The sequence below is a fragment of the Halomonas sp. 3F2F genome (assembly GCF_014897805.1).
GTDB lineage: Bacteria > Pseudomonadota > Gammaproteobacteria > Pseudomonadales > Halomonadaceae > Vreelandella.
In genome coordinates, this window is the sequence record NZ_JABUZE010000088.1 from 1 (window position 1) to 15,934 (window position 15,934).

Sequence of the window (15,934 nt, forward strand, 5' to 3'; positions counted from 1 at the left end):
CCTGACTCAAACAAACCGGTCTCCGGAATAACCGGGGCGGTTCACAACGATCTAGTATGCTTAGTTTCTTGTCACATGACATGAAAGCTCCTCAGGCAAGAGCGCTAGCATTTCTAGAAGCCCAAAAAGATCCAGCGTCGGCCACGACACAAGCTAATTTCTATAATCATTTGGAACAGTGCCTCACGATGGGGCTTGGGATGATTAATGACTTTATTAACTTAACACGAGTTAAGTCATTTGACTTGAAAAGAGAGTTTGTGCTCTTTGAAGATGTTGTTATGGAGGTGCTCGATCAAGTTTATCCGCTAGCGAAAGTGAAAGATATTAAACTAGTCAGTGAGCTACAAGATGAAGACGGGGCTCCTGTATTGGGCGATAAAGGCTACCTTGCAAGATCGGTATTTAACTTAATTGAAAATGCTGTTAAGTATACACTGTCTGGTGGCGAGGTTAATGTTCTTGTGTGTCGACAAGGTAAGTGGGTTGTGCTGCAGGTTTCTGATACTGGTGTTGGTGTTGAGCCCGAAGAGATTAATAATATTTTTGACGACTTTACGCGCAGCGATAAAGATAGCGTGGCGGAAGGGCATGGCCTCGGACTGGCATTGGTGAAAACGGTAGTCGCTAAGCATGGCGGTGAGATTTACTGTGAAAGTGAATTTGGTAAAGGCAGTCAATTTACCATGAAGCTACCTTCTTGTGAGTTGTGAGTTGTCGAAGTGCCAATTGTTAGTTGTTTTTTTGAATGTTGATGATATAAACGACGTTGCCTAGCTCAGGCATCTGTTGTACTTGAAAACGAATATTGACATCTCTTAACTGCATGCCATATTCCCGTTCTAGTTGATCCTGATGGTAGGCGGGTCGTGGGTCTTGGCCTAATACTTGAGTAATGAGCCGCCTTAAGTCACTAGCATCTGCGCGTTGAGCGAGCGCTGTTTCGGCCGCTGAGGAGAATTCTACAGGGTAGAAAGGTGGCGGTGCTGGGGCAAAGCCTGAGCGTGCATTCGGAACGGCTTCAGTCCAAGGCAGGTAAGGTTTGATATCCACTACCGGTGTACCTGTCATTAAATCTGCTCCTTTGAGCAGTAGGCTTACACCATTGTGCGTATCAATACCCACTAGCTCAACAAGTGATAGCCCTAAACGATTAGGCCGATGTGTGCTACGACTCGCGAAGACCCCTATTTTTTTATTGCCACCCAGTCGGGGAGGGCGTACAAGGGGAGCCCACTCTTCGGGACTGCGGTGAAAAATAAAGCTGATCCATAAGTGGCTAAATGCTTCTAGTCCACGAACGCTTAATGGTGTGTTGAAGGGGGGCGTTAATACCAGTGTCGCTTTCGCTGCCGTCGCTAGTCCTGGTTGGCGAGGAATGCCAAACTTATCAGGGTAGTCGCTTTCAATATAACCTATAGGGTTGATGGTAAATGACTCATTTATGGATATATCGTGCATGACACACCTTACGTGTAGATAAAAACGAAGTATAAAGCAGTCAAGCATCGAGTTGGGATGCAATGACCCGTTAAGGTGCGATAATTAAATAGTGGAGTTGTATATATGCTAAGTACTAATGTGACAAGTACTAACGCGACAAGTACTAACGCGAGCCAAACACCTTCTGCGCCCACTCCACGAATTATCTATCGTGAAGGGTTTGCCCGTGATGCAGCTGACCAAGCAGAGGTGTTTTATCACGCTGTGATGCAGGGCGCCGCTTCCCATTATGGTGTAGACGAACGCCGAGCTTGGGCGAGTGCTCTGCCACGCGAGGCAAGCGCCTGGGCGGCCAGACAAACGCTTTATACTACATTGGTCGCCAGCTGTGATGGGCGATGTGTAGGGTTTTTAGAGCTGGATGTTGCGGCCAAACGTATAGAGACACTTTATGTGTGGCCTTCACTGACTGGACGTGGGATCGGTACCACACTGTTGATACACGCTGAACGTATGTTGCTTGAGCAGGGCGTCTCGAGTGTAGAAATTGAAGCAAGTTTAGTGCTTTATGAACGTTTGATTCGCCGAGGTTTTAGCAACCTCGGCGAGCAGTGGGTAGAGCGCAGTGGCGAACTTTTGAAACGCTATCGCTTAGTCAAAAAGCTCAACGCTGTCGAAACCTGAGCACATCAAACGTCGAAGGTGTGGGTAATACGCATTGATAAATCGATCGATTTTAGGTCTTTGGTAAGTGCGCCGCTGGAAATACAGTCAACACCGGTATCGGCAATTGCCTTTAATGTGGCTGCGCCGACATTGCCAGAGGCCTCAAGTGTTGCCCGCCCACCATTTATTTCGACGGCTACATGTAAGTCTTCTAAGGCGAAATTATCGAGCATGATAATGTCTGCCTTTGCGGCGAGTGCTTGATCAAGCTCCTCAAACGTTTCCACCTCTACCTCTACTGGCAGGTCACTTGCCAGTTTACGAGCTTGCTCAACGGCTGCCTGAATACCGCCACAAGCAGTAATATGATTCTCTTTAATTAAGAAGGCATCCCACAATCCAATGCGATGATTATGTCCACCGCCACAGGTGACTGCGTACTTTTGGGCTAGGCGCATTCCAGGCAACGTTTTACGCGTATCGAGTAGACGGACATTAGTGCCTTCAATTAAATCAACGTAATGTCGTGTTGAAGTAGCCGTGGCAGACAATGTTTGCAGCATATTTAGCGCCGCTCGCTCACCGGTCAGTAGGCTGCGAGCAGGCCCTTCTAGCTCTAAAAAACACTGATCTGCTTGAAGAGAGTCTCCGTCTGCTGCCTGCCAACGTAGCGTAACGCGGTTATCTAACCGTCGAAAAATCTCGTCTACCCAGGCAACACCACAAAGTACTGCGGGTTCACGCGTAATGATGCTGGCGGTTGCCCATTGGTTCTCAGGGATTAGCTGCGCTGTAATATCGCCAGGGCCAATGTCCTCAGCTAGTAAGCGGGCTGCGCTAGCGCGTATCTCGTCGGCAAGAGCGTTTTCATAATGCATGGCGGTGCGTTCTCTAGGCGTTATTGGGTGTGTTGGGCATTATAGTGAAAGGGAACGCCAACGTAGAGGAGAGTGTATCTGTTATGAAAAGTACAGCCTTTGAGGGGCAGTGGCCAAGCGCTAGGCAAGTGGCATCACCCAACTGCGATCAGCGCCCCAATAGTGAGGTCTCGCTACTGCTTATTCATGCGATTAGTTTGCCGCCCGGCCAGTTTAGTGGTGATGCCATTGAAGCGCTGTTTACTAACCAGCTAAATTCAGCCGAGCACCCCTTTTTTGCTGAGATTGCACATCTTAGGGTATCGGCTCACTTTCTGATTCGCCGCGATGGCGAGTGCTTACAGTTTGTTGATACAGATCATCGCGCTTGGCATGCCGGGCGCTCATTCTGGTTGGATCCGTATCAAAAGGCGTGGCGAACAGCCTTAAATGACTTTTCAGTGGGTATTGAATTGGAAGGTGACGACGTGACCCCCTTTACCAAAGCGCAATATCAAAGGTTAGTAGCGGTAACTCAGTGGCTAATAGCGCGCTACCCACAGCTGGATAAGTCGCGTATTACCGGTCATGCCCACGTGGCTCCACTGCGTAAAACTGATCCAGGACCAGCCTTTGATTGGGCTTATTATTTTCAGCAGTTAGATGCTTAGCGCCGGGCTAATAAATTCGTCAAAGAACGTTGTAAACTTAATTAAGTGCTTCACTCGTAAGTAAATAAAACGGTAGTTTGGCTACATTTTTGAGCGTTTGGTAGATGCATCTAAAGTCTTACTGTTTTTTTATGTTGCGGTGCAATAGTCTGTTTTCGATAGCCTTTTAGGGCTTGCTGGAATTGGCAGAGTGACGACTTTGCGGTATCTTCTCATATACAAAAGGCTAACTTTTACGACAATTGTGTAGCTTTACTACATCGAAAAGTACGTAGCTTGTTGAATGTAGAAAGAAAACATCTACACGGCGCTTAGGCGTCGGCGTTTTATCGGCCTGTGGTGGCTAAACACCGCAGCCGCCCCAGGCCCTAAGGGTTGGCGGGGCTCATTGTCATTTATCGTCATTCGGAGAGACCTCTATGAGTCTGGAGACAAGAGAAGATCTCGATCCGCTCGAAACCACGGAGTGGCTGGAATCCCTGGAATCAGTACTGGATCGTGAGGGCGAAGATCGTGCCCGCTACCTGATGACCCGCTTGGCGGATCGCCTGCGCCGGGACGGGATGAAGGTACCCTTCTCGGTGACAACCCCGCACCGGAATACGATCCCTGTGCATCGCGAAGCACCGATGCCCGGCGATCTGTTTATGGAGCGCCGCATTCGGTCGTTGATTCGTTACAACGCCATTGCCCAGGTCATCCGTAATAACCGCGCCAACCCCGGGCTGGGCGGCCACATTGCCAGCTTTATGTCGTCGGCCACGCTGTACGATGTTGGCTTTAACCACTTCTTCCGCGCCCCCAAAGGCGATTTTGAAGGCGACCTGATTTACATCCAGGGCCACGTTGCCCCGGGGATTTACGCGCGTTCCTACTTGGAAGGCCGTTTATCAGAAGAGCAGATGGATAAATTCCGTCGCGAAGTCGACGGCGATGGCCTGTCTTCCTACCCGCACCCGTGGCTGATGCCGGACTACTGGCAGTTCCCCACGGTGTCCATGGGCCTTGGCCCGATTCAGGCCATCTATCAAGCCCACGTGATGAAGTACCTGCATCACCGTGAGCTGAAAGACATGTACGACCGTAAGATCTGGTGCTTCATGGGCGATGGCGAGTGTGATGAGCCGGAGTCACTGGGCGCAATTTCCCTGGCGGGGCGTGAAAACCTCGATAACCTGATCTTCGTTATCAACTGCAACCTGCAGCGCTTGGACGGTCCGGTGCGCGGCAACTCCCGCGTCATGGACGAGTTCGAAGGCGTGTTCCGTGGTGCCGGTTGGAACGTCATCAAGGTGGTCTGGGGACGTCACTGGGATCCGCTGTTCGAGAAGGACAAGAAAGGCATCCTGCAAAAGCGCATGGATGAAGCGGTCGACGGTGAGTACCAGAACTACAAGGCCAACGGCGGTTCGTACACCCGTGAGCACTTCTTCGGTAAGTACCCCGAAACCGAAGCGATGGTCAACGACCTGTCTGATGAAGACATCTGGAAGCTCAACCGCGGTGGCCACGACCCGTTCAAGGTCTACGCGGCCTACCACGAAGCGGTCAACCAGACCAACGGTAAGCCCACGGTCATTCTGGCGCACACCGTCAAAGGCTACGGCATGGGCAGTGGCGATGGCGAAGCCGCCAACGAATCCCACCAGGTCAAGAGCATGGAGTACGAGGCGTTGCGTAAATTCCGCGACCGCTTCGGTATTCCGCTCACCGACGAGCAGCTCAAAGATGTGCCCTATTACAAGCCGGAAGAAGACTCCCCCGAGCTGAAATACATGCACCTGCAGCGGGAACGCTTAAACGGCTACCTGCCGAGCCGCCGCAGTGACTTTGAGGCGCTGGAGATCCCCAGCCTGGAAGACAAAACCTTTGCCGCGCAAATGGTCGGTTCCAAAGGGCGCGAAGTCTCGACCACCATGGCGTTCGTGCGCGTTCTGAACGGTCTGGTGAAGGATAAGAAGCTCGGCAAACATGTCGTCCCGATTATTCCTGACGAAGCGCGTACTTTCGGCATGGAAGGCATGTTCCGTCAGCTTGGCATCTACACCTCGGAAGGTCAGAAGTATGAGCCGGTCGATAAAGGCCAGATCATGTTCTACCGCGAGGATCAGAAAGGCCAGATTCTCGAAGAAGGGATTAGTGAAGCCGGTGCCATGTCCGCGTGGATTGCCGCCGCGACGTCCTACAGCAACAACAACGTCACCCTGCTGCCGTTCTACGTCTACTACTCGATGTTCGGCTTCCAGCGCATTGGTGACTTGGCCTGGGCCGCCGGTGACCTGCAAGCCCGCGGCTTTATGGTCGGCGGCACTGCCGGGCGTACCACGCTCAACGGTGAAGGCCTGCAGCACCAGGATGGCCACAGCTTGATTCAAGCCTCCACCATCCCCAACTGCCGCAGCTACGACCCGACCTATGCCCACGAAGTGGCGGTCATCCTCCAGGATGGTCTGAAGCGCATGTTCTCCGATAAAGAGAACTGCTTCTACTACCTGACGGTGATGAACGAAAACTACGAGCACCCCGCGCTTGAGAGCGTGCCCACCGACGATATCGTCAAAGGCATGTACCTGCTCAACGAAACGCAGGGCGACAAAGGCCGCGTGCAGTTGATGGGCTCTGGCACCATCCTGCGCGAAGTCGAAGCGGCTGCCGAGCTGTTGGCCAACGACTGGGGCATTGGCGCGGATATCTGGAGCGTGACCAGCTTTAACGAGCTGCGCCGCGAAGCGCTGCTGCTGGAGCGTGAAGGCTTCCTGAACCCGGACGCTGAGGCCAACAAGCCCCACGTGACGAAGTGCCTGGAAGGCCGTGACGGCCCGGTGATTGCCTCCACCGACTACATGAAGCTCTACGCCGACCAGGTGCGTGCCTGGGTGCCTAGCGAGTACACCGTGCTGGGCACGGACGGCTTTGGCCGTTCCGACACCCGCGAGAAGCTGCGCTACTTCTTTGAAGTAGACCGCTACTTCGTCACCGTGGCGGCGCTACGCGCGCTGGCAGACCGTGGTGAGCTTGATCGCAAGCACGTCGGCGAGGCGCTGAAGAAGTATGGCATTGATGCCAGCAAGCCAAACCCGCTGACCAGCTAAACCGCTGCCCGGCGGGCAAACGCCCGCCGGCTCGATCCGATTTGGAAGGAGCGCGACCTTGAGTAGCGAAATCATCAAAGTTCCCGATATCGGTGGCGATACCGATGTCGAAATCATCGAGATTGCGGTGTCAGAAGGCGACGTCATTGAAGCGGAAGACACCCTAATCACCCTGGAATCTGACAAAGCCAGCATGGACGTCCCGGCCCCGAAAGGCGGCAAGGTGCTCAAAGTGCTGGTCAAAGAAGGCGATAGCGTCTCCGAAGGCGACGACATCGTTGAGCTGGAGGTTGAAGGCGGCACAGACGGTGGCGAAGAGACGTCAGCCCCCGCGTCTGACAGCCAGCCCAACGACGCGCCAGCGAAAGAAGACAAACCGACGCAGGAAGACGCCCCCGCACCGGCAGCGAAGAAAGCCAGCGGCGGCAAGCAAACGGTCGATATTAAAGTGCCTGACCTGGGCGGTTCCGACAGCGTTGAGATCATCGAAGTCGCGGTCAGCGCCGGTGATGAGGTCAACGCCGAAGACACCCTGATCACCCTGGAGTCTGACAAAGCCTCCATGGACGTGCCCAGCCCGCACGGCGGTAAGATCGTTGCGCTCACGGTTAAGGAAGGCGATACCGTCTCGGAAGGCGACGTGATCGGCCAGATGGAAATCGCTGGCGACGGCGGTGATACATCGGCTGAAGAAGACGCATCGCAGGCCGCTAGCCAAGCCAGCAGCGAGCCGCAAGCCGCTGCTGAAGAACCGGCCGTTGAAGAAGATAGCGGTAGCGGTGAGCCTGAGCGCAAAGAGATTCGTGTACCTGACTTGTCAGGTTCTTCTGACGTGCCGATTATCGAAATTGGTGTGGCGGCAGGTGATGAGGTCAACGAAGAAGACCCTCTTATCACTCTGGAATCTGACAAAGCGTCGATGGACGTGCCGAGCCCTTACAAAGGCAAGCTCTTAGAGCTTACTGTGAAAGAGGGGGACACCGTCTCTGAAGGCGATGTGATTGGTTATATAGAAGTAGCGGGTGCCAAGAAGGCAGCCCCTAAAAAAGCGGCGCCGGAGAAAGCTCAGTCCTCTAGTGCCAGTCAGTCAAGTGCGAAGCCTGCCGCTTCACCAGAAGGCACGCCTAGCCCTGAAGCGCAGATGGCCTCTCATAAGCCCCGCGATGGGAAACTGGTACACGCAGGCCCCGCCGTTCGGATGCTGGCACGTGAGCTCGGCGTCGACCTCGGTCTTGTTAAGCCTAGTGGCCCGAAAGATCGGGTGCTGAAAGAGGATGTGCAGGCCTACGTGAAACAGGCCATTGCCAACCAGGGTAAAGCACAAACAGCGGCTGCCCCGGCGGCGAGTGGTGGTGCTGGCATTCCCGCGATACCGGAAGTTGACTTCAGTCAGTTTGGCGACATAGAAGAGAAGCCGATGGGTCGCCTGCTCAAGATGGGCGCGACCAATCTGCACCGCAGCTGGCTCAATGTGCCTCACGTGACGCAGTTCGATGAGGCCGATATTACCGAGCTTGAAAGCTTCCGTAAGGCCATGAAAGCCGAGGCTGAAGCCCAGGGCGCCAAGCTGACACCGTTGCCGTTTATGGTCAAAGCCTGTGCCTTTGCACTGCGTAAATTCCCCCAGTTCAACGTCAGCCTGAAAGGCGACGGCGAAACGCTGGTATGGAAAAACTACGTGCATATTGGGATTGCCGTGGATACGCCGGATGGCCTGATGGTGCCGGTGGTGCGTAACGCTGATAAGAAATCCTTGATCGAGATAGCCAAGGAGATGGCGGAGCTAGGCAAGAAAGCGCAAACCAAGAAGCTTAAGCGTGATGAGATGACCGGTGGCTGCTTCACCATTTCGAGCCTTGGCTCGATTGGTGGCACCGCGTTCACACCGATCGTTAATGCGCCGGAAGTGGCGATCCTGGGGGTATCGAAAGCGCAGATGAAGCCGGTATGGGATGGCAGCGCCTTCCAACCGCGCTTAATGATGCCGCTCTCGCTCTCCTATGATCACCGGGCGATTAACGGTGCGGATGCTGCCCGCTTTACGGCCTTTCTGGCCGATGTGCTGACGGATATTCGCCGATTGCTGCTGTAATCGTCTCACAGTAAGCCACCAGCGGCGCCCAATAGGGCGCCGCTTGTGTTTAAAACAGTTCAGTAGGTCTGCAACGAAGGGTGACCAAAGTACAAGAAATTGCCACCTGACTGTTTTTGCTTAAGAAAATGTTAAAAAAATGCGTTATCAGGCTTTTGGGGAGTTGTGTCATCCGAACGGCACGGTTATTGTCAGTCCATTATTCAAAAATTATTCATATCTAACGACTAACATTCAAGGAGCAGTGCCATGCGTTTAATCCTGTTGGGTGCCCCCGGCGCGGGGAAGGGGACTCAGGCTCAGTTTATCTGTGAGCAATTTAAGATCCCTCAAATTTCCACCGGGGATATGCTGCGCGCGGCCATCAAGGACGGTACCGAGTTGGGTCTCAAAGTAAAAGAGATTATGAATAGCGGCGGTTTGGTGTCCGACGATGTCATTATCGATCTTGTTAAAGAGCGTATTAGCCAACCCGACTGTGAAAATGGTTTCTTGTTCGATGGTTTTCCGCGCACCATCCCGCAAGCCGATGCGATGAAAGAAGCTGGCGTTAAGCTGGACCACGTGTTGGAAATTGCCGTACCAGACGAAGAAATTGTGAGCCGTCTTGCAGGGCGTCGTGTGCATCCGGCATCTGGGCGTGTTTACCATGTCGACCATAATCCGCCCAAAGAGCCGGGTAAAGATGACGTGACTGGGGAAGCGCTGATTCAGCGTGAAGATGATCAAGAGTCTACCGTGCGCAACCGTCTGTCGGTTTATCACGACCAAACCGCACCGTTGGTAGATTATTATCAGCAGTGGGCGAAAGAAGACCCTGAGGCCGCGCCGCAGTATCATCGCGTAGAAGGCGTAGGCAGCGTGGCTGACATTACTCGGCAAGTGAAAGAAGCGCTTTGCTAAGTAGCACATGCTAGTGAATGTCACGATGGCCCGCAGGTTACCTGCGGGCCATCGTCGTTGAGGCCGCGTAAAGGTATAATGACGGTCTATTTTATGGAGTGCAGAATCGATGTCATCGTTATACCTTCTCGCACTGGACGCATCTTCTAGTGCCTGCTCTGCGGCTTTATTGCGCCAGCAGGGTAGCCAGCGTGAATGCTTGGCGCGTTTCGAGATGACGCCAAGGGCCCATACCCGGCGCTTAATGCCGATGGTGGATGACATTCTCGCTGAGGCCAATATTTCTACGCAGCAGCTAGATGCGGTTGCGTTTGGGCGTGGCCCTGGTTCATTCACCGGCTTGCGCATCGCTGCCGGTGCAGCGCAAGGCTTGGCGTTTGGGCTGGATCGTCCATTGTTGGGTATTTCCACCTTGGAAGCGCTCGCGCTTCAGGCCCATCGCCGCTACCATTTTCGCCATGTAGTGACCGCGTTAGATGCCCGTATGGGCGAAATCTATGCGGCTACTTGGCACTGTTTAAATGACACGCTTAGCTTGCAAAGTGACGAAGTAGTCGTGGCGCCTGCTAACTTTTGTTTGCCTGCGGAGGAGACCGACTGGGTAGGCGTGGGCTCGGGGTTTACGCTGTGGGATGACTTTGCGTTAAGCCTACAAGCCAACATGTCTCAGCACCTCACTGATCTTGAGCCACGGGCCGAAGAGATGGCATGGCTCGCCGCTCGTGATTTGGAAGCGGGGTTAGGTCAGGCAGCCAATGAAGCACAGCCAGTTTATTTGCGCAACGACGTGGCCTGGAAAAAGCCAGCATGAGCCACATGGCAAGCCCAGAGACGCTTGTGCTGCCTTCGGGGTTAGCGCTTAGCTACGTTGATGGCCAATTGGCACTGTCAGGTGATGAGCGCCAATACGGAAAACCGCTTAGCGTGGATTTTGCCGCTGGAAAGGCAGCCCATCGCCGTCAGTTTGGTGGTGGTCGCGGGCAGTTAGTGGCAAAAGCCTGTGGGCTTGCTAAAGGCATCACACCTAACGTCGTGGATGCCACGGCTGGTTTGGGTAGGGATGCGTTCGTACTGGCAAGCCTGGGCGCAAATGTCTTACTAATTGAACGTGTCGCGGCGATTGCCGCACTGCTTCAAGATGGTCTCGCGCGTGCTGCAAAAACACAGACGACAGCAGAGATTGCCTTGCGTATGACGCTCCGCCATGGTGATGCCGCTAAGCAGTTGGCTGCTCTTGTGGAAAGCGCAGCTTTTGATCCTGAGGTTATTCATCTTGATCCGATGTTTCCGCACCGTGAGAAGTCGGCGTTGGTCAAGAAAGAGATGCGCGTGTTTCGAGAGTTGGCGGGAGACGATGATGATGCACCAAGCTTATTAGAAGCGGCGTTGGATGTAGCGACGCATCGAGTAGTGGTCAAGCGACCCCGTAAAGCACCCCCTATCGGCGGCCCCGCGCCGCAGCATACGCTGGAAGGTAAAACGAGCCGGTACGATTTGTACGTCCATCGTTCGCTAACTCGTCGCTGAGCCGTTTCATCAAGAGAAGGAGTCTCTATGCAGCACGTGTGGCGTGAAGGCAACCGCACTACTCTGTTGCCGGAAGCAACGCGATTTTTGCCAGCTATGTTTGATGCGGTTAGTCAAGCGGAGCACTACGTGCTGGTGGAGCTCTACTTGATGGAGTCAGGTAAGTTAGCGAACCAGATGAGTAATGCGCTGATCGACGCTGCTGAACGCGGTGTAAAGGTGTGTTTGCTGCTCGATGGTTATGGCTCCATGGGATTGGAGCAGCGTGATCGTATACGCCTAGAGCAAGCAGGTGTCGCATTACGGTTCTTTAATCCCATTGGTTTTCACTCGCTGGCTCGCAACTTAAGCCGTGACCACCGTAAAATTGTTGTCGTGGATGGAGAGGTTGCGTTTACCGGCGGATTTGGCGCGGTGGATGAGTTTCTGGAAGCATGGTACGAAATTGCGGTGCGCATCGAAGGCCCGGTAGTCGCTGATTGGGAAGAGCTTTTTCGCCGCTTATGGCGTTCCCGGCTAACACGGCAAGCAGGTGATGGGCGGGCTAGCTCAGTGTTGCCGCCACAGCGGACAGCCGTACATTATGCTGATGGCATACGCGGCCGAGTGATGTCAGCGAGGGGTTATCGTTACCAAGCTATTCGCCACTCGCTCCATGCGCGGGTAAATCAGGCAAACAAGCGGCTTTGGCTATGTACACCTTATTTTGTGCCGACCTTCACGCTGCGCCGACGCCTGATTCGCGCGGCACGGCGTGGCGTGGATGTTTGTTTACTATTACCGGGCAGTAAACATGACCACCCAGGCGTGCGCTATGCAGGACAACGGTTTTACCAAGCGTTGTTAAAAGCCGGCGTGCGGATTTTTGAGTTCCAGCCCACGTTTATTCATGCCAAGTTTGTGTTAGCCGATGACTGGGTCAGTCTTGGCTCATGTAACTTCGACCATTGGAATCTGCACTGGAACCTTGAAGCTAATCAAGAAGTAGAAAACCAAGCCTTCGCCAAACAAGTTCAATCGCTGTTTGAGCGTAACTTTGCTGCCAGCCAAGAAGTCGATGCTGCCGCCTGGGCCGCACGGCCCTGGCGGCAGCGAGCCCGAGAGTGGGTCTATGGCGTAGTGGATGGTATTGTCACCCGCCTTAAATAATGCGCGGTTAGCAATCGGCTATCGACGCTTTTTACCTTTGGCCGGGGTTTTCTTGCGTGGCTTAGGTTTCGGCGTTTCGGGGGGCACGCGGTAATGAAGATAAAGATCCAGGACTAGTTCTGGCAGTTGAGCAACAAAGGTTTCCTGACTGGCCTGATCTTGGGCCATCTCAGCCATTTCTGGCTCATCATCGAATAAACCTGAAAGCGACATAAAGGGTAACAGTAGCGTGGCGGCAGCTTCTTCGTCATCTTGGAACCACGCGCTTTCGTCGCTAAAGACACCTTCCATAAACCCCGCGCACCAGTCGCCGATGGGCGTTTCCTCCGCGGGGATACCATCGAGCGTTAGCTCGAAGGGTAGCTCTGGTAAACCACCTTGTTCAAGCACTGCGACGGCGTTGTCACGTAGCAGTGTTAACAGTTGGATAATCTCGTCTCGTTCGGCATCATCCCGATAACTTGGCTCTCCCTGAAACAGCTCAGCTAGCCATTGACTGGTGGGTAATTCGCTAGGGGCAACCGCCAGCGCCACTAAAAAGCCATGGGCAGAGATAAGATCCAGCGCATCTTCGCCGACCTGCTCTGAGTCGAGAAAGTCATCCAATCGATCAAGCTGCTCGTCATCAAGTAGTGGCTGAGGTGGGGTGGTATTGGGCGACGTTGCTGCGGGAACGTTATTGCGCTCTGCCATAAGGGGCCTCATCATAAAAATCGTCTTTGAGAAAAAGATGTTGATCGGCAACACTCGTTGGCAACATCGTTACTGGTTAGTTTATCACTAATGAAGACTTTACCACTGCCCCCATGGCCTGCTGAAAAACTTGCAACACTCTCTTCAGAGGCGCTCATGCACGCCGTGCGAGACAGAACTGATGAAGCGTTAAGACGCTGCCAAGAAGTCTATCCTGCGCTGCCAGCGCCAAAGGTGTGGTTCGACCTAAAAGGTGCCTCAGCAGGGCAGGCCCATCTAGGGCGTGGCGGGCTGCGTTTTAATCCTGTTTTACTGAGCAATAATCGGCAGGCGTTTTTTGACGAGGTGATTCCCCATGAAATGGCGCATTGGTTAGTCTTTCATTTAGCCAATGGCACGCGGCTCAAACCGCATGGTCGAGAATGGCAAGCCGTCATGCGAGACCTGTTTGGCCTTGAGCCTAAGGTGACTCATCGCTTTGATGTTCAGGATGCCCAGTCTCGGCCATATTATTATCAATGTGGCTGTCAAACGCATTGTTTCACAGCCAGGCGTCATTCTTTAGTGGTAAAGGGGCGTCGCTATCGCTGCCGCCATTGTGATCAGACCTTGGTCTACAGTGCTTTTAGAAAACCTTGAAAGTGTTTTAACTTATTGTTTTTAATATTGAAAATGTTAATACCAATGTCTAAAGGGAAGCCGGCGTTGGGAGGTTTATGCTAGGTAAATATTAAGCGCGTCGGTGCGACTAATAATAATACCGACACCATTTTCTAGAGAGTGCAATTTCACGGACAGAGGCAACTTCATGAGCGAGCATAAAAACGTCTATCCAGTGCGCGATAGTATCGCTGCCAGTGCATGGGCTGATAAAGATAAATATGCGGCAATGTATCAGCAGTCCATGGACGACCCGGAAAGTTTCTGGGCTGAGCAAGCAAAGCGTCTGGATTGGATCAAGACGCCAACCAAGATTAAAAACACCTCCTTTGCACGCGATAATGTTGATATTCGCTGGTTTGAAGATGGTGAGCTAAACGTTAGCGCCAACTGTCTAGATCGCCACTTGGAGAAGCGTGGCGACCAAACGGCGATTATCTGGGAAGGGGATAACCCTAACGATTCAAAACACATTACTTACCGTGAGCTTTATGAGCGCACGAACCAGCTGGCCAACGGCCTGAAGTCGCTGGGAGTTAACAAAGGCGATACAGTGACGCTGTATATGCCGATGATTCCCGAGGCGGCCATGGCCATGTTGGCATGTGCACGTATTGGTGCTGTGCACTCTGTTGTGTTTGGCGGCTTTTCGCCGGATGCCGTCGCTCAGCGGGTCATTGGTGCTGATTCTAAACTGGTGATCACTGCTGATGAGTCGGTGCGTGGTGGTAAACACGTGCCCCTTAAGGAGAACGTCGATTCAGCGTTGACGCGTAACGGCACCGATGTATGTAAAAACGTATTGGTGGTGAAGCGTACAGGCGGTGATATTGATTGGCAGGAAGGTCGTGACATTTGGTTTGACGAGCTGGTGGATAAGCAGTCTACCGAATGCCCAGTTGAGGCCATGAATGCCGAAGATCCACTGTTTATTCTCTATACCTCTGGGTCAACCGGTGCGCCTAAGGGCTTAAAGCATACCACTGGCGGCTACCTGACCTACGCCGCGATGACCCATCAGTATGTTTTCGACTATCAAGAAGGTGAAATTTACTGGTGTACAGCGGACGTAGGCTGGGTGACGGGCCACAGCTATATCGTGTACGGACCGTTTGCCAATGGTGCAACCACGCTAATGTTTGAAGGCGTACCGAGCTACCCAAGCCATGGCCGCATGGGCGAAATTGTCGATAAGCATCAGGTCAATATCCTCTATACCGCGCCTACCGCTGTCCGTGCCTTAATGGCGCATGGTGATAACGTGATGGACTCTAGCAAACGTGATTCATTGCGCTTGCTGGGTTCTGTGGGCGAACCTATCAACCCAGAAGCCTGGGAGTGGTTCTATCGCGTTATTGGCAATGAGCAGTGTCCTATTGTGGATACTTGGTGGCAAACCGAAACGGGCGGCATTATGATCGCGCCACTTCCCGGTGCTACAGATCTAAAGCCTGGTTCTGCGACAACGCCCTTCTTTGGTGTGAACCCCGCGCTGGTGGATAATGAAGGCCATAAATTAGAAGGCGAGACGGAAGGCAATCTAGTCATTCTCGACTCCTGGCCGGGCCAAGCGCGCTCCATTTGGGGCGACCACGAACGCTTTGTACAAACCTACTTCTCTACTTACGATGGCATGTATTTTACTGGGGATGGCTGTCGTCGGGATGAGGATGGCTATTACTGGATTACAGGGCGGGTTGACGACGTGCTTAACGTCTCAGGCCACCGTATGGGCACTGCTGAAATAGAGTCGTCTCTGGTTGCTCACTCGGCAGTGGCAGAAGCCGCCGTCGTTGGCTTCCCGCACGATATTAAGGGCCAGGGCATCTATATCTATGTAACGCTCAATGATGATGTTGATCCCACGGATGAACTCAAGAAAGAGCTGACTCAATGGGTACGTAAAGATATTGGCCCGATTGCATCGCCAGATGTAATTCAGTGGGCGCCAGGGCTGCCAAAAACACGTTCTGGTAAAATTATGCGGCGCATTTTACGTAAAATTGCAGCTAATGAGTGTGACGGCCTGGGCGATACCAGCACGCTGGCTGATCCGTCAGTAGTGGACGAACTCATCGAGCATCGTGCCAACCAGTAATGCTCTTTGCCCCCAGTTATCTTTCTAATGGGGGCACTTTTAAATGACGGATGTCATTCATTTGCTATGTTAAATAAGGCAAA

The 15,934-nt window shown here is 53.1% G+C and carries 14 protein-coding genes; 11 read left to right on the top strand and 3 right to left on the bottom strand.

All coding sequences use genetic code 11. The features are described from left to right. Window positions 1-56 precede the first annotated feature (56 nt). The gene (locus INT21_RS10345) at window positions 57-713 is read left to right on the top strand and encodes a sensor histidine kinase (protein WP_193061860.1); all 657 of its coding nucleotides are present in this window, start codon (window positions 57-59) and stop codon (window positions 711-713) included. A gap of 19 nt (window positions 714-732) precedes the next feature. On the opposite strand, the gene tsaA is transcribed toward INT21_RS10345, so the two are convergent. After that, on the bottom strand, window positions 733-1,461 hold the full coding sequence (gene tsaA / locus INT21_RS10350) for a tRNA (N6-threonylcarbamoyladenosine(37)-N6)-methyltransferase TrmO (RefSeq protein ID WP_193061859.1): 729 nt from the start codon (window positions 1,459-1,461) through the stop codon (window positions 733-735). 105 nt (window positions 1,462-1,566) lie between these two features. Between tsaA and INT21_RS10355 the strand changes: the two genes are divergently transcribed. Further along, a complete protein-coding gene (locus tag INT21_RS10355) occupies window positions 1,567-2,127 on the top strand; it encodes a GNAT family N-acetyltransferase (protein ID WP_089039756.1) in 561 nt (186 codons plus the stop codon). Window positions 2,128-2,132: 5 nt separating this feature from the next. Here the strand turns inward: INT21_RS10355 and nadC are convergent, their stop codons facing one another. Beyond that, entirely contained in the window at window positions 2,133-2,987 is an 855-nt protein-coding gene (nadC, locus tag INT21_RS10360; RefSeq protein ID WP_089039755.1) for a carboxylating nicotinate-nucleotide diphosphorylase, read from the bottom strand. 83 nt (window positions 2,988-3,070) lie between these two features. Here nadC and ampD point away from each other — a divergent pair, with 83 nt between their 5' ends. From ampD to INT21_RS10395, 7 genes are all read left to right on the top strand, one after another. After that, window positions 3,071-3,637: a 1,6-anhydro-N-acetylmuramyl-L-alanine amidase AmpD gene (gene ampD, locus INT21_RS10365; RefSeq protein ID WP_089039754.1), complete on the top strand. Its 567-nt coding sequence runs from the start codon at window positions 3,071-3,073 to the stop codon at window positions 3,635-3,637. A gap of 419 nt (window positions 3,638-4,056) precedes the next feature. Further along, entirely contained in the window at window positions 4,057-6,729 is a 2,673-nt protein-coding gene (gene aceE, locus INT21_RS10370; protein WP_193085167.1) for a pyruvate dehydrogenase (acetyl-transferring), homodimeric type, read from the top strand. A gap of 58 nt (window positions 6,730-6,787) precedes the next feature. After that, on the top strand, window positions 6,788-8,821 hold the full coding sequence (gene aceF / locus INT21_RS10375) for a pyruvate dehydrogenase complex dihydrolipoyllysine-residue acetyltransferase (protein WP_193085168.1): 2,034 nt from the start codon (window positions 6,788-6,790) through the stop codon (window positions 8,819-8,821). A gap of 249 nt (window positions 8,822-9,070) precedes the next feature. Continuing rightward, complete coding sequence (gene adk / locus INT21_RS10380; RefSeq protein WP_089039751.1) at window positions 9,071-9,724, top strand: adenylate kinase; 654 nt, start codon at window positions 9,071-9,073, stop codon at window positions 9,722-9,724. A gap of 109 nt (window positions 9,725-9,833) precedes the next feature. Next, window positions 9,834-10,535, top strand: coding sequence for a tRNA (adenosine(37)-N6)-threonylcarbamoyltransferase complex dimerization subunit type 1 TsaB (gene tsaB / locus INT21_RS10385; RefSeq protein WP_193061856.1), 702 nt, complete (start codon window positions 9,834-9,836; stop codon window positions 10,533-10,535). A 5-nt stretch (window positions 10,536-10,540) separates the two neighbouring features. Then, window positions 10,541-11,251 (top strand): class I SAM-dependent methyltransferase, encoded by a 711-nt coding sequence (locus INT21_RS10390; RefSeq protein WP_443603321.1) that lies wholly within the window; start codon window positions 10,541-10,543, stop codon window positions 11,249-11,251. Between the two features lie 27 nt (window positions 11,252-11,278). After that, window positions 11,279-12,400 (top strand): phospholipase D-like domain-containing protein, encoded by a 1,122-nt coding sequence (locus INT21_RS10395; RefSeq protein WP_193085169.1) that lies wholly within the window; start codon window positions 11,279-11,281, stop codon window positions 12,398-12,400. Between the two features lie 18 nt (window positions 12,401-12,418). Here INT21_RS10395 and INT21_RS10400 read toward each other — a convergent pair whose 3' ends face one another. Continuing rightward, window positions 12,419-13,093, bottom strand: a complete 675-nt coding sequence (locus INT21_RS10400; protein WP_089039747.1) for a YecA/YgfB family protein — start codon at window positions 13,091-13,093, stop codon at window positions 12,419-12,421. A 90-nt stretch (window positions 13,094-13,183) separates the two neighbouring features. Here INT21_RS10400 and INT21_RS10405 point away from each other — a divergent pair, with 90 nt between their 5' ends. Further along, window positions 13,184-13,732 carry a SprT family zinc-dependent metalloprotease gene (locus INT21_RS10405; protein WP_193061853.1) on the top strand — a complete coding sequence of 183 codons (549 nt, stop codon included), beginning with the start codon at window positions 13,184-13,186 and terminating at the stop codon, window positions 13,730-13,732. A gap of 169 nt (window positions 13,733-13,901) precedes the next feature. Continuing rightward, complete coding sequence (gene acs, locus INT21_RS10410; RefSeq protein ID WP_193085170.1) at window positions 13,902-15,851, top strand: acetate--CoA ligase; 1,950 nt, start codon at window positions 13,902-13,904, stop codon at window positions 15,849-15,851. Window positions 15,852-15,934: the final 83 nt, after the last annotated feature.

Excerpts from the sequence above, each read along its gene's own strand:
- aceE (WP_193085167.1), top strand. The coding sequence starts at position 4,057 with ATGAGTCTGGAGACAAGAGAAGATCTCGATCCGCTCGAAACCACGGAG.
- INT21_RS10405 (WP_193061853.1), top strand. The coding sequence starts at position 13,184 with ATGAAGACTTTACCACTGCCCCCATGGCCTGCTGAAAAACTTGCAACA.
- INT21_RS10395 (WP_193085169.1), top strand. The coding sequence starts at position 11,279 with ATGCAGCACGTGTGGCGTGAAGGCAACCGCACTACTCTGTTGCCGGAA.
- INT21_RS10345 (WP_193061860.1), top strand. The coding sequence starts at position 57 with ATGCTTAGTTTCTTGTCACATGACATGAAAGCTCCTCAGGCAAGAGCG.
- tsaB (WP_193061856.1), top strand. The coding sequence starts at position 9,834 with ATGTCATCGTTATACCTTCTCGCACTGGACGCATCTTCTAGTGCCTGC.
- INT21_RS10355 (WP_089039756.1), top strand. The coding sequence starts at position 1,567 with ATGCTAAGTACTAATGTGACAAGTACTAACGCGACAAGTACTAACGCG.
- adk (WP_089039751.1), top strand. The coding sequence starts at position 9,071 with ATGCGTTTAATCCTGTTGGGTGCCCCCGGCGCGGGGAAGGGGACTCAG.
- ampD (WP_089039754.1), top strand. The coding sequence starts at position 3,071 with ATGAAAAGTACAGCCTTTGAGGGGCAGTGGCCAAGCGCTAGGCAAGTG.
- nadC (WP_089039755.1), bottom strand. The coding sequence starts at position 2,987 with ATGCATTATGAAAACGCTCTTGCCGACGAGATACGCGCTAGCGCAGCC.
- tsaA (WP_193061859.1), bottom strand. The coding sequence starts at position 1,461 with ATGCACGATATATCCATAAATGAGTCATTTACCATCAACCCTATAGGT.
- acs (WP_193085170.1), top strand. The coding sequence starts at position 13,902 with ATGAGCGAGCATAAAAACGTCTATCCAGTGCGCGATAGTATCGCTGCC.
- INT21_RS10390 (WP_443603321.1), top strand. The coding sequence starts at position 10,541 with ATGGCAAGCCCAGAGACGCTTGTGCTGCCTTCGGGGTTAGCGCTTAGC.
- INT21_RS10400 (WP_089039747.1), bottom strand. The coding sequence starts at position 13,093 with ATGGCAGAGCGCAATAACGTTCCCGCAGCAACGTCGCCCAATACCACC.